This is a genomic window from Bacillus sp. JJ1609 (assembly GCF_036967045.1).
In the GTDB taxonomy this organism is placed as follows: domain Bacteria; phylum Bacillota; class Bacilli; order Bacillales; family Cytobacillaceae; genus Mesobacillus.
On sequence record NZ_JBALSS010000016.1, the window covers coordinates 1 to 19,153 of the forward strand.

General features: G+C 36.8%; 26 protein-coding genes and 2 pseudogenes. 18 read left to right on the forward strand and 10 right to left on the reverse strand.

Translation table 11 applies throughout. The features are described from left to right. Positions 1-155: 155 nt before the first annotated feature. A complete protein-coding gene (locus V7654_RS13475) occupies positions 156-1,046 on the reverse strand; it encodes a DMT family transporter (protein ID WP_335430910.1) in 891 nt (296 codons plus the stop codon). Positions 1,047-1,353: 307 nt separating this feature from the next. On the opposite strand from V7654_RS13475, the gene V7654_RS13480 reads away from it, so the two are divergent. Both V7654_RS13480 and V7654_RS13485 read left to right on the forward strand, forming a co-directional pair. Then, positions 1,354-1,899, forward strand: a complete 546-nt coding sequence (locus V7654_RS13480) for a GNAT family N-acetyltransferase (RefSeq protein WP_335430912.1) — start codon at positions 1,354-1,356, stop codon at positions 1,897-1,899. A gap of 205 nt (positions 1,900-2,104) precedes the next feature. Beyond that, positions 2,105-3,100, forward strand: a complete 996-nt coding sequence (locus tag V7654_RS13485) for a sensor domain-containing diguanylate cyclase (RefSeq protein ID WP_335430913.1) — start codon at positions 2,105-2,107, stop codon at positions 3,098-3,100. A gap of 101 nt (positions 3,101-3,201) precedes the next feature. Here the strand turns inward: V7654_RS13485 and V7654_RS13490 are convergent, their stop codons facing one another. Then, positions 3,202-3,354, reverse strand: a complete 153-nt coding sequence (locus V7654_RS13490) for a hypothetical protein (RefSeq protein ID WP_335430915.1) — start codon at positions 3,352-3,354, stop codon at positions 3,202-3,204. A gap of 165 nt (positions 3,355-3,519) precedes the next feature. Between V7654_RS13490 and V7654_RS13495 the strand changes: the two genes are divergently transcribed. Beyond that, entirely contained in the window at positions 3,520-3,726 is a 207-nt protein-coding gene (locus V7654_RS13495) for a hypothetical protein (RefSeq protein WP_335430916.1), read from the forward strand. A 57-nt stretch (positions 3,727-3,783) separates the two neighbouring features. On the opposite strand, the gene V7654_RS13500 is transcribed toward V7654_RS13495, so the two are convergent. From V7654_RS13500 to V7654_RS13510, 3 genes are all read right to left on the reverse strand, one after another. Beyond that, positions 3,784-4,278 carry a CBO0543 family protein gene (locus V7654_RS13500; protein ID WP_335430918.1) on the reverse strand — a complete coding sequence of 165 codons (495 nt, stop codon included), beginning with the start codon at positions 4,276-4,278 and terminating at the stop codon, positions 3,784-3,786. Between the two features lie 215 nt (positions 4,279-4,493). Continuing rightward, positions 4,494-5,258 carry a MerR family transcriptional regulator gene (locus tag V7654_RS13505; protein WP_335430919.1) on the reverse strand — a complete coding sequence of 255 codons (765 nt, stop codon included), beginning with the start codon at positions 5,256-5,258 and terminating at the stop codon, positions 4,494-4,496. 187 nt (positions 5,259-5,445) lie between these two features. After that, positions 5,446-5,970: a DUF2202 domain-containing protein gene (locus V7654_RS13510; protein ID WP_335430921.1), complete on the reverse strand. Its 525-nt coding sequence runs from the start codon at positions 5,968-5,970 to the stop codon at positions 5,446-5,448. A 141-nt stretch (positions 5,971-6,111) separates the two neighbouring features. Here V7654_RS13510 and tatA point away from each other — a divergent pair, with 141 nt between their 5' ends. Continuing rightward, complete coding sequence (tatA, locus tag V7654_RS13515; RefSeq protein ID WP_335430922.1) at positions 6,112-6,309, forward strand: twin-arginine translocase TatA/TatE family subunit; 198 nt, start codon at positions 6,112-6,114, stop codon at positions 6,307-6,309. A gap of 39 nt (positions 6,310-6,348) precedes the next feature. Next, complete coding sequence (locus V7654_RS13520; protein WP_335430923.1) at positions 6,349-6,537, forward strand: hypothetical protein; 189 nt, start codon at positions 6,349-6,351, stop codon at positions 6,535-6,537. Between the two features lie 92 nt (positions 6,538-6,629). On the opposite strand, the gene V7654_RS23935 is transcribed toward V7654_RS13520, so the two are convergent. The 3 genes from V7654_RS23935 to V7654_RS13530 form a co-directional block, all read right to left on the reverse strand. Further along, on the reverse strand, positions 6,630-6,749 hold the full coding sequence (locus tag V7654_RS23935) for a DUF3949 domain-containing protein (RefSeq protein ID WP_438825301.1): 120 nt from the start codon (positions 6,747-6,749) through the stop codon (positions 6,630-6,632). 200 nt (positions 6,750-6,949) lie between these two features. Then, the gene (locus V7654_RS13525; RefSeq protein WP_335430925.1) at positions 6,950-7,249 is read right to left on the reverse strand and encodes a hypothetical protein; all 300 of its coding nucleotides are present in this window, start codon (positions 7,247-7,249) and stop codon (positions 6,950-6,952) included. A gap of 17 nt (positions 7,250-7,266) precedes the next feature. Continuing rightward, positions 7,267-8,556, reverse strand: a complete 1,290-nt coding sequence (locus V7654_RS13530; protein ID WP_335430926.1) for a TolB family protein — start codon at positions 8,554-8,556, stop codon at positions 7,267-7,269. Positions 8,557-8,758: 202 nt separating this feature from the next. Between V7654_RS13530 and V7654_RS13535 the strand changes: the two genes are divergently transcribed. From V7654_RS13535 to V7654_RS13545, 3 genes are read left to right on the forward strand one after another with little or no spacing between them, the layout of a single operon-like run. Continuing rightward, complete coding sequence (locus V7654_RS13535; protein WP_335430927.1) at positions 8,759-8,941, forward strand: hypothetical protein; 183 nt, start codon at positions 8,759-8,761, stop codon at positions 8,939-8,941. Positions 8,942-8,986: 45 nt separating this feature from the next. Then, positions 8,987-9,520 (forward strand): dihydrofolate reductase family protein, encoded by a 534-nt coding sequence (locus tag V7654_RS13540; protein ID WP_335430928.1) that lies wholly within the window; start codon positions 8,987-8,989, stop codon positions 9,518-9,520. A 36-nt stretch (positions 9,521-9,556) separates the two neighbouring features. Further along, on the forward strand, positions 9,557-10,096 hold the full coding sequence (locus V7654_RS13545; RefSeq protein WP_335430930.1) for a hypothetical protein: 540 nt from the start codon (positions 9,557-9,559) through the stop codon (positions 10,094-10,096). A 56-nt stretch (positions 10,097-10,152) separates the two neighbouring features. On the opposite strand, the gene V7654_RS13550 is transcribed toward V7654_RS13545, so the two are convergent. Beyond that, entirely contained in the window at positions 10,153-10,917 is a 765-nt protein-coding gene (locus V7654_RS13550) for a FixH family protein (protein ID WP_335430932.1), read from the reverse strand. A 261-nt stretch (positions 10,918-11,178) separates the two neighbouring features. Here V7654_RS13550 and V7654_RS13555 point away from each other — a divergent pair, with 261 nt between their 5' ends. From V7654_RS13555 to V7654_RS13600, 10 genes and pseudogenes are all read left to right on the forward strand, one after another. Next, positions 11,179-11,487, forward strand: a complete 309-nt coding sequence (locus tag V7654_RS13555) for a hypothetical protein (RefSeq protein WP_335430934.1) — start codon at positions 11,179-11,181, stop codon at positions 11,485-11,487. A 60-nt stretch (positions 11,488-11,547) separates the two neighbouring features. Continuing rightward, positions 11,548-12,051 carry a GNAT family N-acetyltransferase gene (locus V7654_RS13560; RefSeq protein WP_335430936.1) on the forward strand — a complete coding sequence of 168 codons (504 nt, stop codon included), beginning with the start codon at positions 11,548-11,550 and terminating at the stop codon, positions 12,049-12,051. Between the two features lie 383 nt (positions 12,052-12,434). After that, the gene (locus V7654_RS13565) at positions 12,435-12,704 is read left to right on the forward strand and encodes a hypothetical protein (protein WP_335430938.1); all 270 of its coding nucleotides are present in this window, start codon (positions 12,435-12,437) and stop codon (positions 12,702-12,704) included. Between the two features lie 142 nt (positions 12,705-12,846). Next, positions 12,847-12,960 (forward strand): annotated as a pseudogene (locus tag V7654_RS13570) (transcription antiterminator BglG); the annotation flags it as partial. Next, positions 12,948-13,156, forward strand: a pseudogene (locus V7654_RS13575) (FtsW/RodA/SpoVE family cell cycle protein); the annotation flags it as partial. The pseudogenes V7654_RS13570 and V7654_RS13575, both read left to right, overlap by 13 nt. A gap of 334 nt (positions 13,157-13,490) precedes the next feature. Further along, on the forward strand, positions 13,491-14,018 hold the full coding sequence (locus V7654_RS13580; protein WP_335430939.1) for a YceI family protein: 528 nt from the start codon (positions 13,491-13,493) through the stop codon (positions 14,016-14,018). A gap of 1,072 nt (positions 14,019-15,090) precedes the next feature. Continuing rightward, entirely contained in the window at positions 15,091-15,642 is a 552-nt protein-coding gene (locus V7654_RS13585; protein ID WP_335430941.1) for an RNA polymerase sigma factor, read from the forward strand. After that, positions 15,629-16,396 (forward strand): hypothetical protein, encoded by a 768-nt coding sequence (locus V7654_RS13590; protein ID WP_335430942.1) that lies wholly within the window; start codon positions 15,629-15,631, stop codon positions 16,394-16,396. Before V7654_RS13585 ends, V7654_RS13590 begins: the two co-directional genes overlap by 14 nt. 306 nt (positions 16,397-16,702) lie before the next feature. Further along, positions 16,703-17,254: a DUF3231 family protein gene (locus tag V7654_RS13595; RefSeq protein ID WP_335430943.1), complete on the forward strand. Its 552-nt coding sequence runs from the start codon at positions 16,703-16,705 to the stop codon at positions 17,252-17,254. A gap of 323 nt (positions 17,255-17,577) precedes the next feature. Beyond that, positions 17,578-18,114, forward strand: a complete 537-nt coding sequence (locus V7654_RS13600) for a GNAT family N-acetyltransferase (protein ID WP_335430944.1) — start codon at positions 17,578-17,580, stop codon at positions 18,112-18,114. Between the two features lie 90 nt (positions 18,115-18,204). Here the strand turns inward: V7654_RS13600 and V7654_RS13605 are convergent, their stop codons facing one another. After that, entirely contained in the window at positions 18,205-19,149 is a 945-nt protein-coding gene (locus tag V7654_RS13605; protein WP_335430945.1) for an aldo/keto reductase family protein, read from the reverse strand. Positions 19,150-19,153: the final 4 nt, after the last annotated feature.

Genomic DNA, 19,153 nt, shown 5'->3' on the forward strand with positions numbered 1-19,153 from the left:
ACAATGGAGGTGCAGTTCAATATTGGCGAGTTTAATTAAAGGTATTTTCTGAAACCTTAATAAACTATAGACCGCGTTGCTGAGCCACTAGATATTTTTCCTAACTTAATTTAATAAGACAAAATAAGACCAGCTTAACACGTAATAACGGGTATTTACGCCGCTTTCCTAGTTACTCTTTTAGGCTGGAAATCAAAAATAAGGAAAATGCTGCTTAATATAACGATAAGACCTGCGATCATCCCTAAACTAATTTGTTCATTCAGGAATAGTACACCCCATAGCATACCGAAAAACGGAATCAAAAATGTCACACTTAAGGTTTTCGTCGGACCTACACTTTCGATCAGGTAGAAATACAGTAAGTATGCAATGGCGGTGCAAAGAAGAGCAAGACCCACAACTGAAAATGCTGCGATTGGGGTAATGATTGCAGTTGATTCTGGCAAATGGAATAAGGTGAATGGAATGAGTAGCAAGCTTGCACCCAATTGTTGACCAAAAGCAACTGACAAAGGAGGGACTCCTCCAAAATTCTTCTTAGCATACACACCTGCAATGCCATAGGATACTGTGGAAAGAACAGATAGGATGATCGCAATTAGCACTTCTATTGTTAAGGGGATCGGGCTCCACCCTACGAGAATAATGACCCCACTCGTACCTGTTAAAATCCCCAGCCATTTTCTCATAGTTAACTTTTCCTTCATCCATACCCAAACGACAAGCGCTGTAAATAGTGGTGTCATGGAATTGATAATTGCCGACATGGATGCATTTAAATGAAGGGCAGCGATAGCAATCAAGGTAAATGGCAATGCTGCATTCAATGCACCAATAATTAGATATTGTTTCCAAAGTCGTTTAAATTGTGTTGATTGCCCGATCATAAATATGTAAAACAACAACGCTATTGCTGCAATTGTTACACGGCCTTGAATCGTGAAAATTGGGCCAATTACTGGTGAAGCGATCCGAATAAATAGGAATGAGGCTCCCCACAAGGCAGCAAGCGCAAACATCGCTCCAATATCTTTTGCTTTCATCGATTTACTCCTCTTGTTTTTCTAACGTCAGTAAGCTATATATCAGAAACTTTGCAAAAAGAAATATGAATTCTCTTACATTAGTTTTACCATATATCTGCTCAAAGTTTAATTCGAAATCTTGCTCTTCCATTCTGTTGGTTGTTATTTGTATGTTCTGTCATTTCTTATATGAACTATTAAAAAAAATTTAAAATTGGACTAGCATTCACGTGAAAAATAAGTGACACAGCCATGAACTGATGATAATATATAAATCCCTAATAGGAAATAAATGTATAAAAATAGATTGATAGGAGAAAACGAAATGAGAATAGAACCAAAAGAGTTTCATGTTCGTGAATTGCACTATTATATCAGGTCTGCAGAGGAGAAAGATGCGAAAGTATTGTCCGAAGTCCGTTTGCAAATTGATGGAGAAACGGAAAATATGGATCGGGAACGCGGCGAAGCATACATAGATGAAGCTGGATTTATCCAAATCATAAAAAACGATACCGAAAGTGAACATAATCTATTTTTAGTTGCTGAAGTGAATGGGAGAATTGCTGGTTTTTCAAGATGTGCAGGCAACAATTTGAAAAGAAGCTCTCATCGAGTGGAATTTGGGATCGGAGTTCTTAAAGAATTTTGGGGATATGGGATTGGAAAAAAACTTTTAGAAGAGTCGATTAAATGGGCAGACTCAAATGGAATTAAGAAAATTTGCTTACATGTTCTCGAAACGAATGAGAAAGCGTGCGAGCTATATAAAAGATACGGATTTGAAGTAGAAGGGGTGTTGAAAAAAGACAAGCTGCTTTCCGATGGCAACTACTATGACACGATTGTTATGGGCAGGCTTAACTTATAAGTGCTGCCAAAATCAGCTGACCTTAACAAATAACTGACGACATTAAATTTATCATATATTAAAAACGCTTTTAGTGCTCTATAATAATAATTAACGTGTCTATATAGTAATCTCTTATGGAAGTGCTAATATGATAAATACAAAACTCACGAAAAAACGTTATTTTTTAAAAAGAAAAGCAGATCATACACTTCAATTGGAGAGTATGAGCTGGTTGGCTGAGCATTATAAAATAATCATGAATTTTGCCAAGGAATGCAGTAAAACGGTAAATGAAGAAGCTCTGTTGAAAAAGGCCTATGAAATGGTCTCAGAAGTCATTCCAACCGACTCTTTTTATTTGGCTGTTCCTAATGAAGCGGAAAATAACATAGATTTCTTAATATTAATGGAAGATGGTCAACCCTTGCCAAAGTTTTCAATAGAATATGGGGAAAACAATACGACTCGAGTAATCAAGAGCCGCAAAATCATTCATCATCGTATTCAAGAAGATGATGATATGAAGACAATGGTCGGAAGAGTGGACACGATCTCGCATTTGTTTGTTCCGATCATAATCGATGATCATGTAAAAGCTGTCATATCAGCTCAAAGTTTCAAAGAGTTTGCCTATCGAAAAGAACATGAGGAACTTTTGCAGCTGATCGGAGCCCAGGTGATGACTTCGATCGAAACGGCAAGACTTTATGAAGAAATACATACCCTTTCTAATACGGATGAATTAACCGGGTTGAAAAACCAAAGAGCGTTCAATTCTCATATCACGAAACGACTAGAAGTGAATAGTTCCTTTTCGTTAATTATGCTGGACTTGGACAACTTGAAGGGCATTAACGATTTGTATGGTCATGAAACTGGGGATCTATATCTGAAAACCTTTGCAGAGGGATTAAAGAGCATTTGCTGCACGGATATAGAAGGGTTTCGATATGCCGGTGATGAATTTATGTTAATCGTGGATACCCAAGACACTGCTGTTACAACTGATATTTACTCTAGATTAAATGATTATTTAACTTTAAACCCCATTTTTGCCTCTGGCAATAAAATTTCTATTACCTATAGTTCCGGTCTCTCGATTTATCCGGATCACGGTTCAAGTATTGAAAAGCTGAAGAAGACCGCGGATCAGGCACTCTATTCGGCTAAGCAAAATGGGAAAAATCAGAATGTGATTTTCAGTAATGCATTAAATTAAAAGGAAATTTTTTAATAACTGGTAAAAGGGTTGCTCTGGCAGCCCTTTTTAAATTGAGCAGAAAATTTAAAGTAAGAAATAAACTCGCCATAAGGATCAAATCACTCTTCTTTATGAATTCTTTTTTTTGAATCTCGGTTGAATCCTTCAATTAAGTTAGGCGCTTCAAGAATCTTACTTTGTTTTTCATCCGTTCTTGTATCCCAAATGCTGTATTTAATTTTGTTTTGACTTTCATTTTTTTCACTCGTCAATGTATTCACCTCCACTTTTATATAGTTTCATTTGAACAGGAGAACTATACAGAACGGATTTATACTCGATTTCTCCATTTTATTAAGGTAGTAGTTTTTACCTTAATAAAAAGAACATCAATGTTCATGATATAGGGGTAGTCAAAAATAAAAGGAGAGATACTCATGCCGCAAATTGATGTGAATCAACTAAATCAAGCAAAAGCAAATGTAACACTAACCCAGGATTTATTAACAAAAGCGATCGAAAAAGCAAATGCCGATCCGATACTTGCTCAGGAAGCAATTAAACAGGCATCGAACGAAATTTCGTCAGCACTAAGTGCCGTAAATCTAGCACAAAAAGCTTCTCAAGCTCAGCCAACAGAATGACGAAGTAAAGGTAAATAAATCCCCTTGGCAATACCCAGGGGATTTATTATTTGTTTTTTAAGGATTTAGACTGGCGTTTCTTTTTCTATCTAACAGACGAATCCATTCAATGAACACCTTGACTAACAAAAAAGTAAAAGAGAGAACAGAAAAGGTATAAAAGCCGTTCCAGCCTTTTCGATATCTCACTAATCTGGTTTTCTTTTCAAGCCAATTTTCAATGAGTGTCATTGGACCGCTAAAAAGGAAAACACTTAAAATTGCTTTTAAGGGCTTCATTTTAAAGGTGAATTGATTGTACATGACACACGATAAAGGAAACAAAATATATAGAAATACAATATTTGAGTCAAATAAATGCGGGAAATACCGGAGCGGATACTGCAAATATTTTTTCTTTATTACTGGTCCATCTAATAACGTTGAAATTAACGTTTTAAATAAATAAATGAGAAACCAGTCTTTTAATGCACCTTTTTTTCTCAATAAAAAAAATACGCTTCCGATTATTCCGAAGGTGGTTATTAAATTTAATAATGTCTTATCCTTCACGTTCTCACTCCTCATAAATAACATGTTCCTTTTCGGAAAAATTATGAGGATAATATGAAACGTTAGAATGTTTAATAACATTTTGTAGTAACAGGGGAGTTTAGAAGGTACAAAAAAGGAAAGATTAAGCAAACAATATTGCCTAATCTATCTTTTAATCTTAAGTTGGCCTTTATATAGAAATTCCATTTTTGCTGCTATATTTCCCATAACAATCATTTATTCTGGCCGGTATAAATATGAACAGCATCTCTCAGGAATTTCGCTGCGCCAGGATGCTTTTTATCGTAGTACTTTGCAAATCGCTCGTCATCTACATACATTTGTGCGACACCTGCATGTGCTTCTTTTGAGTAGTTTCCCCAATAAATAGTCAGCCATTTGCGGTGCAAATCGGCTGTTTTTTGGCCAAGTTCGCCTGCCGGATCACCAGTCAGGAATGCTTTGTTTAGGGTTTCCAGAACATCTTCCCCAAGCTTTTCCGCTTCTGCAAATTGAGACTTTGACATATTTTTCAGCTGTTGGTTGGATTTTTCGACTTGTTCTTCCCCATATTTAGCCCTTATTTCATCCCCATATTTCTTTTCATTTTCTTCAATCATATTTTCTTTAAAAGCTTCAAACTTGTCATCGTTACTCATATGAATTCTCCCTTCTCTATAAGCTAATGTTTTCTCAACATTGGCAATCAATTGATCCAATTGTTCTCTTTTTGTCAGAAGTTTTTCGCGATGTTCTTCAAGTGCTTTTGTTTCATTGAAGGACGGAGAGGTAATAATCTTCTTAATGCTTTCTAAATCAACATCAAGCTCTCGGTAAAAAAGGATTTGCTGCAGTCGATCAACCTCTGCCTCTCCGTAAATGCGGTATCCGGACGAATTGATTCTTGCCGGCTTAAGAATCCCAATTTCGTCGTAATATCGCAATGTCCTGCTTGTGATTCCTGCCATCTTTGCTAGATTCTGAATCGTGTATTCCATGCTGTCACCTCCTGACACCCTTTACTTTACACCTTGACGCTGCGTCAATGTAAATAGGTGTTTTGAAAAATATTTATAATATGGAAAGAATATCGTCAAGAGCGGAACAGTCGTGTGTTAGGACTCTTCGATTACGGTCATTAAAAAAAGCAATGGAAGTCCATTGCTTTCTAAGTTGATATTCTTATTAATTACTGCTCAATCCTCTTCTAAAAGCCTGCAAATGATTTTTTGAAGCATCGCCGAGCTGCGTGAAGACCAACTTTACGTCCTGCGGAAGGGCAGGGGTGGCAGCAAGCTTATTGTACATGGCAATGTTGTCGATTTCGCCATCGACTCCCTGCTGGAAGGCTTCTTTTAAAGTAGCCGGAGCTGAAACGTATTGTTTGGCTGTATCCGCCGGTATTTTCACATTGTATTTTTGGAATAAACTGAGCAAAGCTGTGATATGCCGCTGTTCCGCTGCCTTAATATTGCTAAATGGTCTGATGGAACCGAATTTGCTGATTATGGCGTCATATCTTGCCTGGGCAAGGTATTCATCCTGGATCGCATAAACAAGAGCCTCTTCCATTGTTATGGAAGTATCCTGAAGTGCTCCCTTGGCACCAAAATCAGCTGGAACTGTAGTTTGAGCTTGTACGTTTCCGGATAAAAGCGAAAATAGGATCAAGCTCGTTAAAAATAGGCCAATCGAATATTTCTGTATCATTCTATTCACTCCTTTAATGGTAAAATGCTCTAGTTCAATTTTTTCCAAACCATCTAGATAATGCGAAGAAATAAGATATGGGTTCATTTTTAAAAGATTATTCGCTATAATGGACATATCTTTTAATTAGGAGACGATAGCATGCTTTCAAATATAGGATTTCCAGGATTAATCCTCATACTCGTCATCGCGCTGATCATCTTTGGGCCAAACAAGCTACCTGAAATTGGACGTGCAGTAGGGAAGTCAATGAGAGAGTTCAAGAAGGCTACCGAAGGAATCACGGATGATATCAAGAAGGAAATCAATGAAGATATTAACAAGGATACGAAGCATTAAATTTTAAGCTGCCAATGATATTGGCAGTTTTTTTGTGCAATGAATGGTTATTGGGTAAATTCTTCAACCATTTATAAAATTAGTCGAACTTGTATTAAAATCGGTCCAACTGGTATTATATTGATTCCAACCGGTATTAAAATCGGTTCAACTGGTATTAAGTCGATTCTAACTGGTATTAAAATAAGTCCAACCAATGATATGATAAATATATTTAATCAAACTTAGGTAAAACGCTGCGAACGGGGATATTAATTCCTTTTTTAAAAGGGTGGCTATCATTAGAAATAAAAAAAGGACCCAAATAGGCCCAAGAACAATTATTTGCGGTATTTTATTCGATAAATACTTGAAGCAAGAACATTAGCTAGAAAAAATAGTCCGTTCCCTTGGACATTTTCATGTAAAACTAATTGGCCAGCATCCAATTTGTCATACATGTCGCTTGCTTCTTGCCATTCGATCTTAATTTGTTCTCCTCGGCCTTAATGGCTTTGATAAATCGATATTGAATTGGCAAAATCAAAATGGATAGTAAAATATCATCAGTATTCCTGAATAGATATAGAGTGTCATTTTTGCGTCAGCCATCTGAAAAAACTGTAAATTATTTTACGAAGAAGGTTGGAAAAAGTTTCCTTTACCTAGGTTTGTTAAAATAAATATGAATGGATGATAGCAGCATGATTATTCCATTCAAAATATAAATACCTGTAAAAATGACTGCCAATATGCCAGCACCCCAACCACCTTCATCCCAGATCCCAACGAAAAAAAGCGTGCCGAAAAAGATAATAGGGGTTAGCAGGAGGAATATGATTCCTCCCCAGATCCGTTTTTTTACATTTCTCAATGAAAGTTTTACCGTGTAGTAATTGATTAAGCCAAATAGAATAATCTCCAAGATAAACGTCAATGCCATTCCTAAACCATCGGACATTTTTCTATCTCCTCTCGTTAAGCTTTTTTTCTATAAAATTTGATCCCGAAAGCAAGCAGAAACGATGCAAGCGTGCAGAGCCCAATTCCAACTGACATCATTCCGACGCCGATGCCCATCCACGGATCAACCATTCCTGCCACAATAAAGCTGGCAATGATTGAAAGAACAGCTATTGCCAGGCTAATGAATGATGGTAAAAATACTTTCTTAGGCTGAATATACAATGTTAACAGGAAGAGTATGATGGTATACAGCAAACCAATTGTCCAGCTGTTTATGGTATAATCGACTGCCTGCATCATTATATTGCTAGCATTCGAGGCAGGTAGTTCCAGCGGAATCTCAGAAATTTCTTTAGAATCCAGATTGACAGTCATCAGCTTGAAATGATTCGGGTCGTTCGGCCAATTTGTATGCTCTAGGAACAGGATTTTGTCATTCGAATGAAAAAACACAGGAGAAACAACCGCTTTTTTCAGGTTAGTCAATCTAGTATTCTCACCATTTTCCAAGTTCTTAAGAAACAACTCATACTCATAGAGGGAAGAGTTTGTAGATTCCTTTGAGACTGCTGTATAGGCGACTACGTTTCTCTTAGGGGAAAGCGTGAGATAGAATGGCTCTGACGGCATCATCTTCGTAAACTCAGAAAAGGAAATTTCTTCTTTTTCGATGTTGTACATATAAAGGTCCGTATAATCCTTAAAGAGAAGTTCTTTGCCATCAGGAGAAAGGGCTATGCTCTCCATCGATAGTCGTTTATCATCCGTTAGCTGTTTTAGGTTCTTACCGTCATTATTGACTGAAAATAAATCAAATCCTACGTCTGTACTGGATTCCCAATCTTTAAAGTCCTTAGCGGGCATACCGGAAAAAAAGATTTGACTTCCATCCTTTGAAAAAATGGCTTCAGAAACATGCAGCTCATCATTAGATAGTTTCTTTGGATTAACGCCATCCTGGTTGGCGATAAATAGTGATTGAATCTTATCGGCATTTCTTGATAAATATAGAAGCTTGCTGCCATCTGGTGAAAACTCAGGATCAAGGTGCTGCTCAGTTGTTGGATGGGTAACTTTTTTGGGGTTCTTACCGTCAGACTCAGCAATATAGATCGCTTCGCGGCCGTCTTGGTAATAGGAAAAAGCCAGACGCTGATCATCATCGGATATAGCAAGACCGCTACCGAGCCCAGTGTAATACTTATAGCTGTCCCGGTCACTTAATAAAAGATAGCTTATACTCGCAACAAGCATCAGAGTTGTAACCGTGATACTAATCAAAAGTTGCTTCTTATTTTTCATGTAAAAACCTCCTCCAAGATTACGGAAATCCACCTGTTTATTTACCTAATAACTAATATAGTGTAAAATTACACCTATTAAAAGGGTTTTTTAGGAAAAAAAGAAAAAATTTTCTGGACAAGCTAAAGTTGGTTAATAAATGAAACCTTTTTACAGCTAAAACGTTAATAACCCTATAAGGAATTAAGAGGAGATGAGGCGGATGAACGAGATGAAATGTGTAAAATGCGATGGAACCGAATTTACTGAGGGAACGGACTTTATGGCAATTAGACCTCTGGATAAAAAATTTTCAACAGGGTCTAATAAGATTTATACATTTTGTTTAAACTGTGGGGAAGTTCGTTCGATCCGAATAGAAAATCCGGAAAAATTCAGGAAATAAATAAGTTTACATAATGATTATTATAGTTAATAAGGGTGGTAACCGATGAACAATGAACGCATTTTAGCTATATACATTGCCACAAGCTTGGATGGATACATCGCCAGAGAGGATGACACTTTGGATTGGCTTTTCAAGGTTGAAGGTGAAGGGGATAATGGCTATTCAAACTTTTATGAAACAGTCGATACGATTTTAATTGGAAAACGGACATATGATTGGGTGATGGAACATGAAAATGGTGATTTTCCCTACAAGAACAAAGAATGTTACGTATTCTCGAGGACATCGCATGAAGATACTGAGTTCGTAAAATTTATCAGCGGAAATGTCGTTGATTTTACGAATAAGCTGAAAAGGGAAGAAGGAAAACGAATCTGGCTTGTCGGTGGAGGCGAGCTGATTCATTCGTTTTTAAAGGAAAAACTAGTTGATGAACTGATTATGACAGTAGCTCCAGTTTCAATCGGAAAAGGCATTCCTTTATTTAAAGAGCTTGATTTTGACCTGGAATTGTCCCTGAAAGGGATGAAGCAATTTAACCAATTTGCGGAGCTGCATTATGAGGTAAAAAAATAAATGTGAATTTCTCCATGAAGAAAAGGCAGGGCAGCTATGGATCAGCAATTTGAATTAAAAATCGTTAATCAGCATTGGATTGGCTCGCCAAGAAAGGATTTATGTTCACATGGTGAAATTCACTTGAAGGTTAATGATACCATCATCACTCATTCTGGAATCGAAGAGGTATGGGGACTAAGTGAGTCTGCTTTGTCTTTGTTAAGGACAATTGAAAAAGAATATATTTCAGATCCAATGAATGGAGAGGGACTGATTTTGCACGGCTGTGGTTTATTGTTGATGGTAAGCTGCCCAATATCAATACACTGGACCGTCAAACACATTGGGGATCAAGTGGAATTATCTGATTTTGTAAAGGTGGAAACGACCAATCCGGAAACGGGATCTATATATTATCCAGGACTCATAGTTACATTAAATCATGCTGACTATAAGAATAAAATTCTTTATTTTGCCAGACAAGCTAAGAACTTTTTTGAGGAATCTGATACAAAAATAATTGTTGATGACTATGATAAAGAGATGTATCAAGAATTTTGGGATGAATTCAATCGCAGATTAATGGAGCCGTAACCATAGGACTATATGCATAAAAGCCCTTCAAAATTGGAAGGGCTTTTTCATATCAATTAATTCACGTTAACCGTTTTCTCTGTATGATCGTGGATATTACCTTTCTCTACGTGAATTTTTACGTTGTATGTTCCAGATGAAGGGAAAGTATTGGTTAATGAATAAGCTCCATTGGCATCTTCGACAGCTGGGATAAAGTCATGCTTGCTTTGGTTTTCACCCCAAATTTCAAATCTTACTGATGCACCGGTAATCTGCTCGCTGCCTTGTTTCAGGTGAACAGTTAGTTCCGTTTTCTGATTGCTCTTGATTGGTTCGTGCACATGGAAATCAAAATCAACCTCGCTGTTATGGTGATCACCATGTTCATGCTCTGACCCTTCGGATGGATGATCATCAGGCGAATGTTCCGTACCTTCTGCTTTTTGTTCACCTTCGACAGCTTCAACGGTAATCTCTTTTTTTGGCATGCTGTGCATACGTCTGGCCGTTGTATGAGCTACTATATAATAGTTCCCGCCCTCGGTGAAAGTCTTTTTTATAGAGTAAATACCATCCTTTTGGTGCTTGGCTTCGACCATTTCATGGTCATCCATGCCGGCTTTCCAAATTTCAAACTTTACCTCATCCGCATCAGTGACCTTTTCTTTACCTTGAACGACGGACGCTTCGATTGTGGTTTCCTCTTGAACTTTAATTTTTTCTGGGGTTGTAATGGTCACTTCTATAAGTTCTGGTGCCTGTTCCTGCTGTTTTGTTTCTTCATTCGAACATGCTGACAAGAACAGCAATGTGATTAACAATATCATCATCTTCTTCATTAGCGTTAGCTCCATTCATTGTAAATTGCATTTTTATCTATCTTAAGATGGAAATGTGATAAATGTATGAAATAGCAGGAAATAAACTATAACATGATGGAAATTTAAAGGAAACTAGATCAGAGAAAGTGACGTCTTTTATAGATACAAAAATTATTTTTAATGAGGTAGCTACGTGAAGAGGATCTTTTTTTTAGTTTTAGTGACTGGATGCATAAGTGCAATACTTGCTTTACACTTTGAGGTCATGCAGGATTTGACGTGACGATTAAAAATGAAACAGAAGTGGATGTTGAAGGTTTATACCTGACTTACGATAATATTTATTCTGACATACAAATTCCTCCGGTTGGGGCAGGAGATAAAATCACCATAAATGTTCATCCAACAGAAGAATTCGGCGAGAATTCTATGATTCTTTATTACGAAGATATTAATGGGAAGATTCATAAAGAAACCGTCTTTGGATATTTTGAACAAGGATATTTTGGTGAGGTGATCATTACCTTTGAGGAAATCGATGAGGAAGGTTTAATCACCATGGAAATAGTAGAAAAAGTGTTTGAATGAATAGCAAATGCACAACACATGATTAGTCATAACAAAATAATGGTTTTGGAGATGGGATGAATGGAACACAATGTGTTGATTGGTGATATGTTGCAGGAGGACTGGGAACAAGTCAGAGCTATTTACCTCGAGGGGATTGCGACTGGACAAGCAACCTTTCAAAAGGAGGCCCCTTCATGGGAAGAGTGGGATCGTGGCCATGTTTCTGAATGTCGTATTGTTGCCAGATACAGCGGTAAAGTAGTTGGCTGGGCAGCTTTGACAGCTGTCTCAAGTCGCTGTGTCTACGCTGGTGTGGCTGAAGTCAGTGTTTATGTCAGTCAACGCATGATTGGTAAAGGGGTAGGCAGTAATCTTCTAGACAATTTAATCCGAAGAAGTGAAGAACAAGGCTTTTGGACGCTGCAGTCTTCAATTTTCCCTAAGAATGCTGCCAGCATTAAAATACATATAAAAAACGGATTCAGGGAGCTTGGAAGGCGGGAACGAATCGGTAAAATGGACGGAGTATGGCGTGATACAGTTTTATTGGAAAGACGAAGCGATAAGGTCGGGGTTAATTAATAATATACAGATCCTTAGAGTGATCAGTTCTCCCAAAAAGGGTAAGGAACCATTCCTTTGCCTCTTTGATTAAGGCTCTTTTCGTAAACTTTGTTGCTTTCTCAACGAAAGTAAAACCTGGCACCTGAGTTTTTACGAGTTTTAATGTAAATTTAGTTCAGAAGTTTCCTCGAAAAGAGCCCCGATACCTTTAAAAAGGCGGATACAAGTACTTGTTCGAAAAGCAACAATCAATGCGAAAACAGCCTTGATAAAAGATATTACATGCCCTGCCAATACGATCGTCTAACTGGACAATTTATTTTTAGAATGAATGCATTTACGATAGCATATATTTAATATGTATATATTCTTTAAGTAATTGGTAAAAGAGGAGCGTTTGTATGAATAATACAGATTCAAACTCAAAACAAAATGACCAGCAAACACTACCTGCCAGCCTTAGGCTTGCACTAACCGCATCCATTCTTACTACAATTGCAGACGGTCTTGCTGTCCTATCCGCATTATCAGCTATTGATGAATTAAAAATTGCGGAAGAAAAAGAGAAGCAAGATGCCAAAGATTTAGATGAAAAGTTTCAAAAAATACAGCTGCAAATAAATAAATTAACAAAAGAATTATCAAAAATGAAATCTCAGAGTTATAGATAAAAGAAATTATCGACCGCTGTATTCACATCGTACCCTAAAGCTATGATTGGTGCCTTAAAAATTAGGCTGTATTATGAATTTTAAATCTTTATTGACTGGAACGGCAGGCACTCGAATGCTCTAAAAAATGCTATTGGCTTATATTAAAGAATATATTCACCTAGTATATCGTAACACTATTTCAAATGAGGAACTTAGTTATCTTGCAGTTCATATTCATAGGCTAATTCCCTATAGTCAGCTCAGTTGCTGTTAGTAGGTGGTATGGCTCTTTACTTGGTTCAGTTTGTTTATAATGGGGGGATGGTCGCTGGCCTTTGCTGCTGACCTCAATATCCTTCCCTTTTATCAGCTATGGGTTAGTCCCAACACTTTTAAATACTTTTATCATGGGAGTTGTGCTTAGCGTGTATAGAAGGAAGGATTTAACAACCAGCCGAGCTGCTTGTTGAGCAATAATTAATATATGAGTTCCCAAGGGTGCATTAATCCAGGTAGGATTAGATCACTTTTTTTAAGTCCATATTAAACATACGACAAGGTTTGTACAGTTTGGATATGAAATTTTGAAAATGAATAACAAGGTAAAATTTCCTGACAACAAAGGTGTCAAAATAAATTGAAAATTTTAAGGTGAAAAAGTATTGACAAACAAAATGGATATATGATAAATTTATCTTGAAATAAAGATAATCAATTTCGAGATAACTATTAGGACTTTATTTTTTTTATCCAATTATCTCGAATTCGAGATGAAATTTACTAATATTCTGGGGGAATTGTAAAATGGCAAAATGGACAGTAGACCAAGCGCACTCAGCAGTAGGCTTTGAAGTGAAACACATGATGGTATCAAAAGTAAAAGGTCAATTCGATTCTTATACAGCTGACGTTGAAGCAGCAGATCTAACAGATTTAACAACAGCATCAATCGCATTCAAAATTGACGTAGCAAGTGTTAACACGCGTAATGAGGATCGCGATAATCATTTAAAATCAGCTGACTTCTTTGATGCAGAAAATAATCAATCAATTGATTTTAAATCTACCAGCATTACCAAAGATGGGGAAGACTATAAAGTAGCTGGCGATTTAACAATCAAGGATGTAACAAAACCAGTTACATTTAATGTTGAATTTGGCGGCAAAGGTACGAACCCATGGGGAGTAGAAGTTTACGGTTTCGAAGCTGAAGCAAAAATCAACAGAGAAGAATTTGGTCTTACATGGAATGCAGCACTAGAAACAGGCGGCGTGCTAGTAGGAAAAGACATCAAAATTAAAGTTGAATTAGAAGTAAATCCAGCAGCTTAAATCCTTTAGCGTACTGGACGGTTTCAAAAAAGAAAAAAAGATACATGAAGAACTAATCGGGGCATATCCGGTTAGTTTTTTTTTTGTGGTTCTAGTAGAGTTTCTGATCTTAAACCAATTCTTTTCCAATTTTTGCTGTTTTAGGTAGTCAAGTAAAGTTACAGGTTACTTGTTTTTCCAATTATTGTTCATTTAAATAGCTAAGAGGCGTTATTGGTGACCCGTTTTTCCAATTATTATATTTTTAGATATCCAAGAGGCATATTGGTGACTTATTTTTCCAATTTTTAGTATTTTCAGGTTGCCAAGAGGCCTAATTGGTGACCTGTTTTTAAAATTTCTGTTCTTTTAGGTAACCAAGAAGCGTTATTGGTGGACGAAGTGATACTTTTGTAGAATGCACATATACCTTTAAGTAATAAGCGTTACATGAAGGGAGTTTTATGGTCATGCAGCGGATAAAATTTATGATTACCCATTTCCTAAAAGAGCCTTTATGGTTTAGAATACTAATTTTGACAACTTTGGTTATGTCAATTGTTTTTAGCAGTTCATTTTTTGCGAATACTGCTTATTTTCAAACCTGTTCCAAATTAGCAGCAGCAATCTTCTTTTGTGCTTATGGTTTTAAATTTAGGAGGAATTTAAAAACAGCTGTAATCTTTTTTGCTTGTTCCATTATCTGTATTTACCTATCCCTCATGACTTTATATTAGTACTATCTAGTCATTTAAATAAAATTAGATTAGCTTTAAAAAAGATGAAAATTTAAGTTTATAATATTACGAGAGCGTTGATCCAGGAAGGATTAACGCTCTTTTTATAGAATTATTTATTGTGCTGCTGGAGCAGGTTGGTACTCGAAGAAGTTGCTGATACTTCATCGAATACAAAAGTCCAGCTTTGTTCTTAATGTTAAGTGAAAAAGAGGGGAAGGACGGAGCTTGGATTATCAAGCTCCTTATTTTATTGCACTATAAGGGCGTTAATTTAGGTGTTTAACCAAATATAGAAAAAATGTAAATAATATTTGTATAAAGTGAAATAAATGGTGCACGGATTCGACTAATTTATGAGTTTGAAAAATCGGAGGGAAAATGGAGTTGACCAGCTGATGATGAGCAACAAAATTTCGGAATGGTTTTACTTGTACAACAAAGACATATACCATTTTTTAGTTTATTACATCGGGTCAACTGATGTAGAAGATCTGGTGCAGGAAGTTTTTATCCGAGCCATTAAAGGCTTTGATACTTATCAGAAAAAATCAAGTCCTAAAACCTGGCTTTTTTCGATTGCGCGCAATGTGGGAATAGATGAAATTAGAAAAAGAAAGCGTTCAAGGGTGAAGCAAATGATTTGGTTCTGGGATGAGCAAACGAATAAGGAAACACCGGAGAAAATTCTCCAACTAAATGAAGATAACAAGTTGCTTTATCAAGCTATCCAATCTTTAAAAGCAAATTATCGAGATGTAATCATCCTTAGAGGGATTAAAGAACTCTCTGTATCTGAGACAGCATCCATTTTAAATTGGAATGAAAATAAGGTTCGAACAACTTATCATCGCGCGTTAAAATCATTGCAGAAAGGAAGGGAGGAATTTCTCTATGAAAAAGAATGAGGGATTTTATGATTTAGAGAGAGAAATTCGATCATTACCAGAACCTGATTATGATAAAAAGTTTATTAGCGATACCCAGGATTTCATTCATGAGAACCTGCTGCAATATGCAAGGTCATATGAAAAGAAGAAAAGAAGATCTGCAATAATGAAAAAGATTTCAGTAGGTTTAGCGAGTGTTGCTGCCCTAGTGTTATTCGCTATTCTTTCTCTTCCGATAAATGAAGACCCTCCATTAAGTTTTGATTCAAATGATCAAGGGCAACAAAGTAATACAAAGGATGAAAACAAAGTCGACGATGATAAAGATCCAGTTAACCAGAACGAAACTGATGATAAATTAACAGATACCATTCTTTATGAGAATACAGAATATGGATTTACCTTTGCGCTGCCAAAAAGTTGGCAAGATTACCAGATTGTATCGGATTCCTGGGAAGGTATCTCTAATGATCAACAACAAAATAATATAATTGAAAATGGTCCAATCTTTTCAATTAGACATCCACAATGGACGGAGGATAAACCTAGACAAGATATTCCGATAATGGTATTCACTCTTAATCAATGGTCCTCCCTTGAAAAAGAGGAATTCCATATTGGTGCAGCACCTATTGGTCCAAGAATACTGGGACAAAATAATCAATATGTTTTCGCGCTTCCAGCTAGATATAACTTTGCGTTTCTAGAGGGATATGAAGAAGTAGAAAAAATTTTAGAGAATGATCCACTTCAGCCGAAAAATGTAGAATAAGACCATCCAAGATTGGTGAAGGAACACCAGAACAATTAAAACCCAGTCCAACGAAATGTCATCAGAATTTGGAGTTTACAATTACTAACTCACATTAAATGATCCTCTTATACACAGATTGGATGCTATTAATAACAATTGCATTTTAAAGTTTATATAGAAACATATTTGGGGCGTTGATCCAATGGATTAGCGCTTTTTTGTTGAAGTTCTCAAACAGGGTTGTAGTAGAACTGAGAGAATGATTTTTTAAGTGTTACATGATTTACACAGAATTTGGAAAGATAATGAATAAGGAGGTGTAAAATGTCTAATCCTTTCGAAGCGATTTGGAACATGCTTAAAATATCAATTGATACAACCAACGAACCTAAATCCCCGTTACATATCATTGAAGCTGGTGACTGTTGGACATATTTAACCTTGATGGTAGAGTTCATTCGTTATGAGGAAGCCGGATTAAACACGACGACCGATGATGAGGTCAGAGAAATGTTAAACGATGTCATTCAATTATGTGAATCACAAGTACAAAAGTTAAATGAATTTATGAAAAAAGAAGGAATTCCTCTACCGGATGCAACATCAGCAAAACCAAACTCAGATCCAAATGATATTCCTTTAGGCGTAAAGTTAACCGATGATGAACTTGCAAATGGTGTTGCTTTTAAGTTAGTTACATGTTTGCAGGCGTGTTCAAAAGGACAAGCGGATGCTATCAGAGATGACATCGGGATCATGTGGTTACAATTCTATCTTGAATGGGCAATGTTTGGATCAACATTAAAAACGCTCATGCGTAAAAGAGGATGGCTTAAGGTTCCACCATATTATTATTCTCCTGGTTCCCCAAAATAACAAAAACCAACTCACAACTTGGAGTTGGTTTTTGTTATGTTGTTAACTAACGGAATTTTTTTTGTTATATCCTCGTTCCCAAAATGGTTGCAGCTGTTCTAGCCACTTATCCTCAATTTCTTGGAGAGCTTTCTTTAAGTTAAATAATGGTGTGTCTTTCTATTACTTCAATATTGAAAGAGTCTTTTCCGAAGTGACTCCGTTCTTCTTGGAGGTCTTTATTAAGATGCGTGCCGGTTTCCAGCTGGAATTTAGGAAGGAATATTCCTTGTGGTTGCCGAATAATCAAAAACGTAGAATTTAATTTTATAGGAGGGATATGATTGTCAATTTCAAAAAATGTAGCAAGCTACATTGTTCGCACAGGAGAAATAGATGATGCAGAAGCCATATTTAACATACAGAAATCTGTTGTTTCAGAAGGCGAGTACCTTATTTCACTGTCCGATGAGTTTAGTAAAACGCCATCTCAGTATAGAGAATGGGTACAGAGTATTTTGGAGAATGAAAGAGAAACATTAATGGTTGCTGAAAAAGATGGCGAAGTTGTCGGATGGATTGTTTTTGAAGTTACCCAGAATAGAAGGCGATTATCGCATACTGGTACTTTCGGAATGATGATAAGTAATAGACACAGAGATAAGGGTATTGGAAGCATGCTGCTAGGGGCATTATTAGACTGGGCAGAGAAGAATCCTTTCATTGAAAAGGTAAGTTTAGGAGTTTTCTCAACAAATCAAAGAGCAATATCTTTGTACAAAAAAATGGGGTTCATAGAAGAAGGACGTAAAGTGAAGGAATTTAAGATGAATGATCATGAATATGTGGATGATATTTTGATGTACAAATTAGTTAAGTGATTTTTTAAATGGTATTAACCGGTAAAAAACAGCGGCAATCAAAAGGAGATGCCGCTGTTATTGAAAATTTTATAACCTTCTTTCCTGTTCTTAAGCTTTCAAAATTCCATCAATTTTTTCAAGTGTTTCATCGGCCAATTTTACACCTGAAGCTTTAACATTTTCAGCAAGCTGTTCAGGTCGGCTTGCGCCAACGAGGGCACTTGATACGTTTGGCTGCCTTAGAATCCAGGCGAGTGCAAGTTGGGATAATGTAAGGTCCTCTTCATTTGCAATACCCTTCAATTGTTCCACCTTATCAAGATTTTGTTCTGTAAGGATATGTGACATATTCATATTCTGTTGGGCAGCACGGCTTCCTTCAGGTGCAAGCTGGCCTTTTTGATATTTTCCTGTCAGCACACCCTGAGCAAGAGGGGAAAAGACAACCTGGCCGATTCCGTACTTTTCGCTGACAGGGATGATTTCTTGTTCGATTTTTCGGTGAAGCATGCTGTAATTCGGTTGGTTCACAACAATCCGGTCCATCAGTTTTTTATCTGCAAGGTGTACAGCCTCTGAGATTTGTTCAGCCGTCCATTCGCTGACGCCCAAGTAGAGGACCTTCCCTTGTCTCACAAGATCATCCAAGGCTCGGAGCGTTTCTTCCAATGGTGTGTCGTTATGAAACCGGTGGCAATAATAAATATCAATATACTCCATCCCAAGTCTCTTCAGACTTGCATCACATTGCTCCATTATATGTTTGCGGGATAATCCTTGATCGTTGGGTCCATCACCCATCTTTCCAAAAACCTTCGTAGCCAGAACATAGGAGCTTCTAGGGTATTTGTGTAATGCCTTTCCAACGACTTTCTCTGCTTCTCCACGTATGTATACATTTGCAGTATCGAAAAAGTTAATTCCTGACTCGTAGGCTAAATCAATGGATGAAACCGCATTTTGCTCTTCGACATATCCTCCATAAGTAAGCCAGCTTCCAAGACTAATTTCACTTACTTTTAAACCCGAGTTCCCTAACCGGCGATATTGCATATAA

Bases quoted from the DNA above. Each gene is read 5' to 3' on its own strand.
- V7654_RS13545 (WP_335430930.1), top strand. From the start codon at position 9,557: ATGGATCAGCAATTTGAATTAAAAATCGTTAATCAGCATTGGATTGGC.
- V7654_RS13520 (WP_335430923.1), top strand. From the start codon at position 6,349: ATGAATGGTTATTGGGTAAATTCTTCAACCATTTATAAAATTAGTCGA.
- V7654_RS13495 (WP_335430916.1), top strand. From the start codon at position 3,520: ATGCCGCAAATTGATGTGAATCAACTAAATCAAGCAAAAGCAAATGTA.
- V7654_RS13595 (WP_335430943.1), top strand. From the start codon at position 16,703: ATGTCTAATCCTTTCGAAGCGATTTGGAACATGCTTAAAATATCAATT.
- V7654_RS13535 (WP_335430927.1), top strand. From the start codon at position 8,759: ATGAACGAGATGAAATGTGTAAAATGCGATGGAACCGAATTTACTGAG.
- V7654_RS13485 (WP_335430913.1), top strand. From the start codon at position 2,105: ATGAGCTGGTTGGCTGAGCATTATAAAATAATCATGAATTTTGCCAAG.
- tatA (WP_335430922.1), top strand. From the start codon at position 6,112: ATGCTTTCAAATATAGGATTTCCAGGATTAATCCTCATACTCGTCATC.
- V7654_RS13560 (WP_335430936.1), top strand. From the start codon at position 11,548: ATGGAACACAATGTGTTGATTGGTGATATGTTGCAGGAGGACTGGGAA.
- V7654_RS13585 (WP_335430941.1), top strand. From the start codon at position 15,091: ATGAGTTTGAAAAATCGGAGGGAAAATGGAGTTGACCAGCTGATGATG.
- V7654_RS13480 (WP_335430912.1), top strand. From the start codon at position 1,354: ATGAGAATAGAACCAAAAGAGTTTCATGTTCGTGAATTGCACTATTAT.
- V7654_RS13550 (WP_335430932.1), bottom strand. From the start codon at position 10,917: ATGAAGAAGATGATGATATTGTTAATCACATTGCTGTTCTTGTCAGCA.
- V7654_RS13590 (WP_335430942.1), top strand. From the start codon at position 15,629: ATGAAAAAGAATGAGGGATTTTATGATTTAGAGAGAGAAATTCGATCA.
- V7654_RS23935 (WP_438825301.1), bottom strand. From the start codon at position 6,749: ATGTATGACAAATTGGATGCTGGCCAATTAGTTTTACATGAAAATGTC.
- V7654_RS13540 (WP_335430928.1), top strand. From the start codon at position 8,987: ATGAACAATGAACGCATTTTAGCTATATACATTGCCACAAGCTTGGAT.
- V7654_RS13580 (WP_335430939.1), top strand. From the start codon at position 13,491: ATGGCAAAATGGACAGTAGACCAAGCGCACTCAGCAGTAGGCTTTGAA.
- V7654_RS13510 (WP_335430921.1), bottom strand. From the start codon at position 5,970: ATGATACAGAAATATTCGATTGGCCTATTTTTAACGAGCTTGATCCTA.
- V7654_RS13565 (WP_335430938.1), top strand. From the start codon at position 12,435: ATGAATAATACAGATTCAAACTCAAAACAAAATGACCAGCAAACACTA.
- V7654_RS13505 (WP_335430919.1), bottom strand. From the start codon at position 5,258: ATGGAATACACGATTCAGAATCTAGCAAAGATGGCAGGAATCACAAGC.
- V7654_RS13530 (WP_335430926.1), bottom strand. From the start codon at position 8,556: ATGAAAAATAAGAAGCAACTTTTGATTAGTATCACGGTTACAACTCTG.
- V7654_RS13525 (WP_335430925.1), bottom strand. From the start codon at position 7,249: ATGTCCGATGGTTTAGGAATGGCATTGACGTTTATCTTGGAGATTATT.
- V7654_RS13605 (WP_335430945.1), bottom strand. From the start codon at position 19,149: ATGCAATATCGCCGGTTAGGGAACTCGGGTTTAAAAGTAAGTGAAATT.
- V7654_RS13475 (WP_335430910.1), bottom strand. From the start codon at position 1,046: ATGAAAGCAAAAGATATTGGAGCGATGTTTGCGCTTGCTGCCTTGTGG.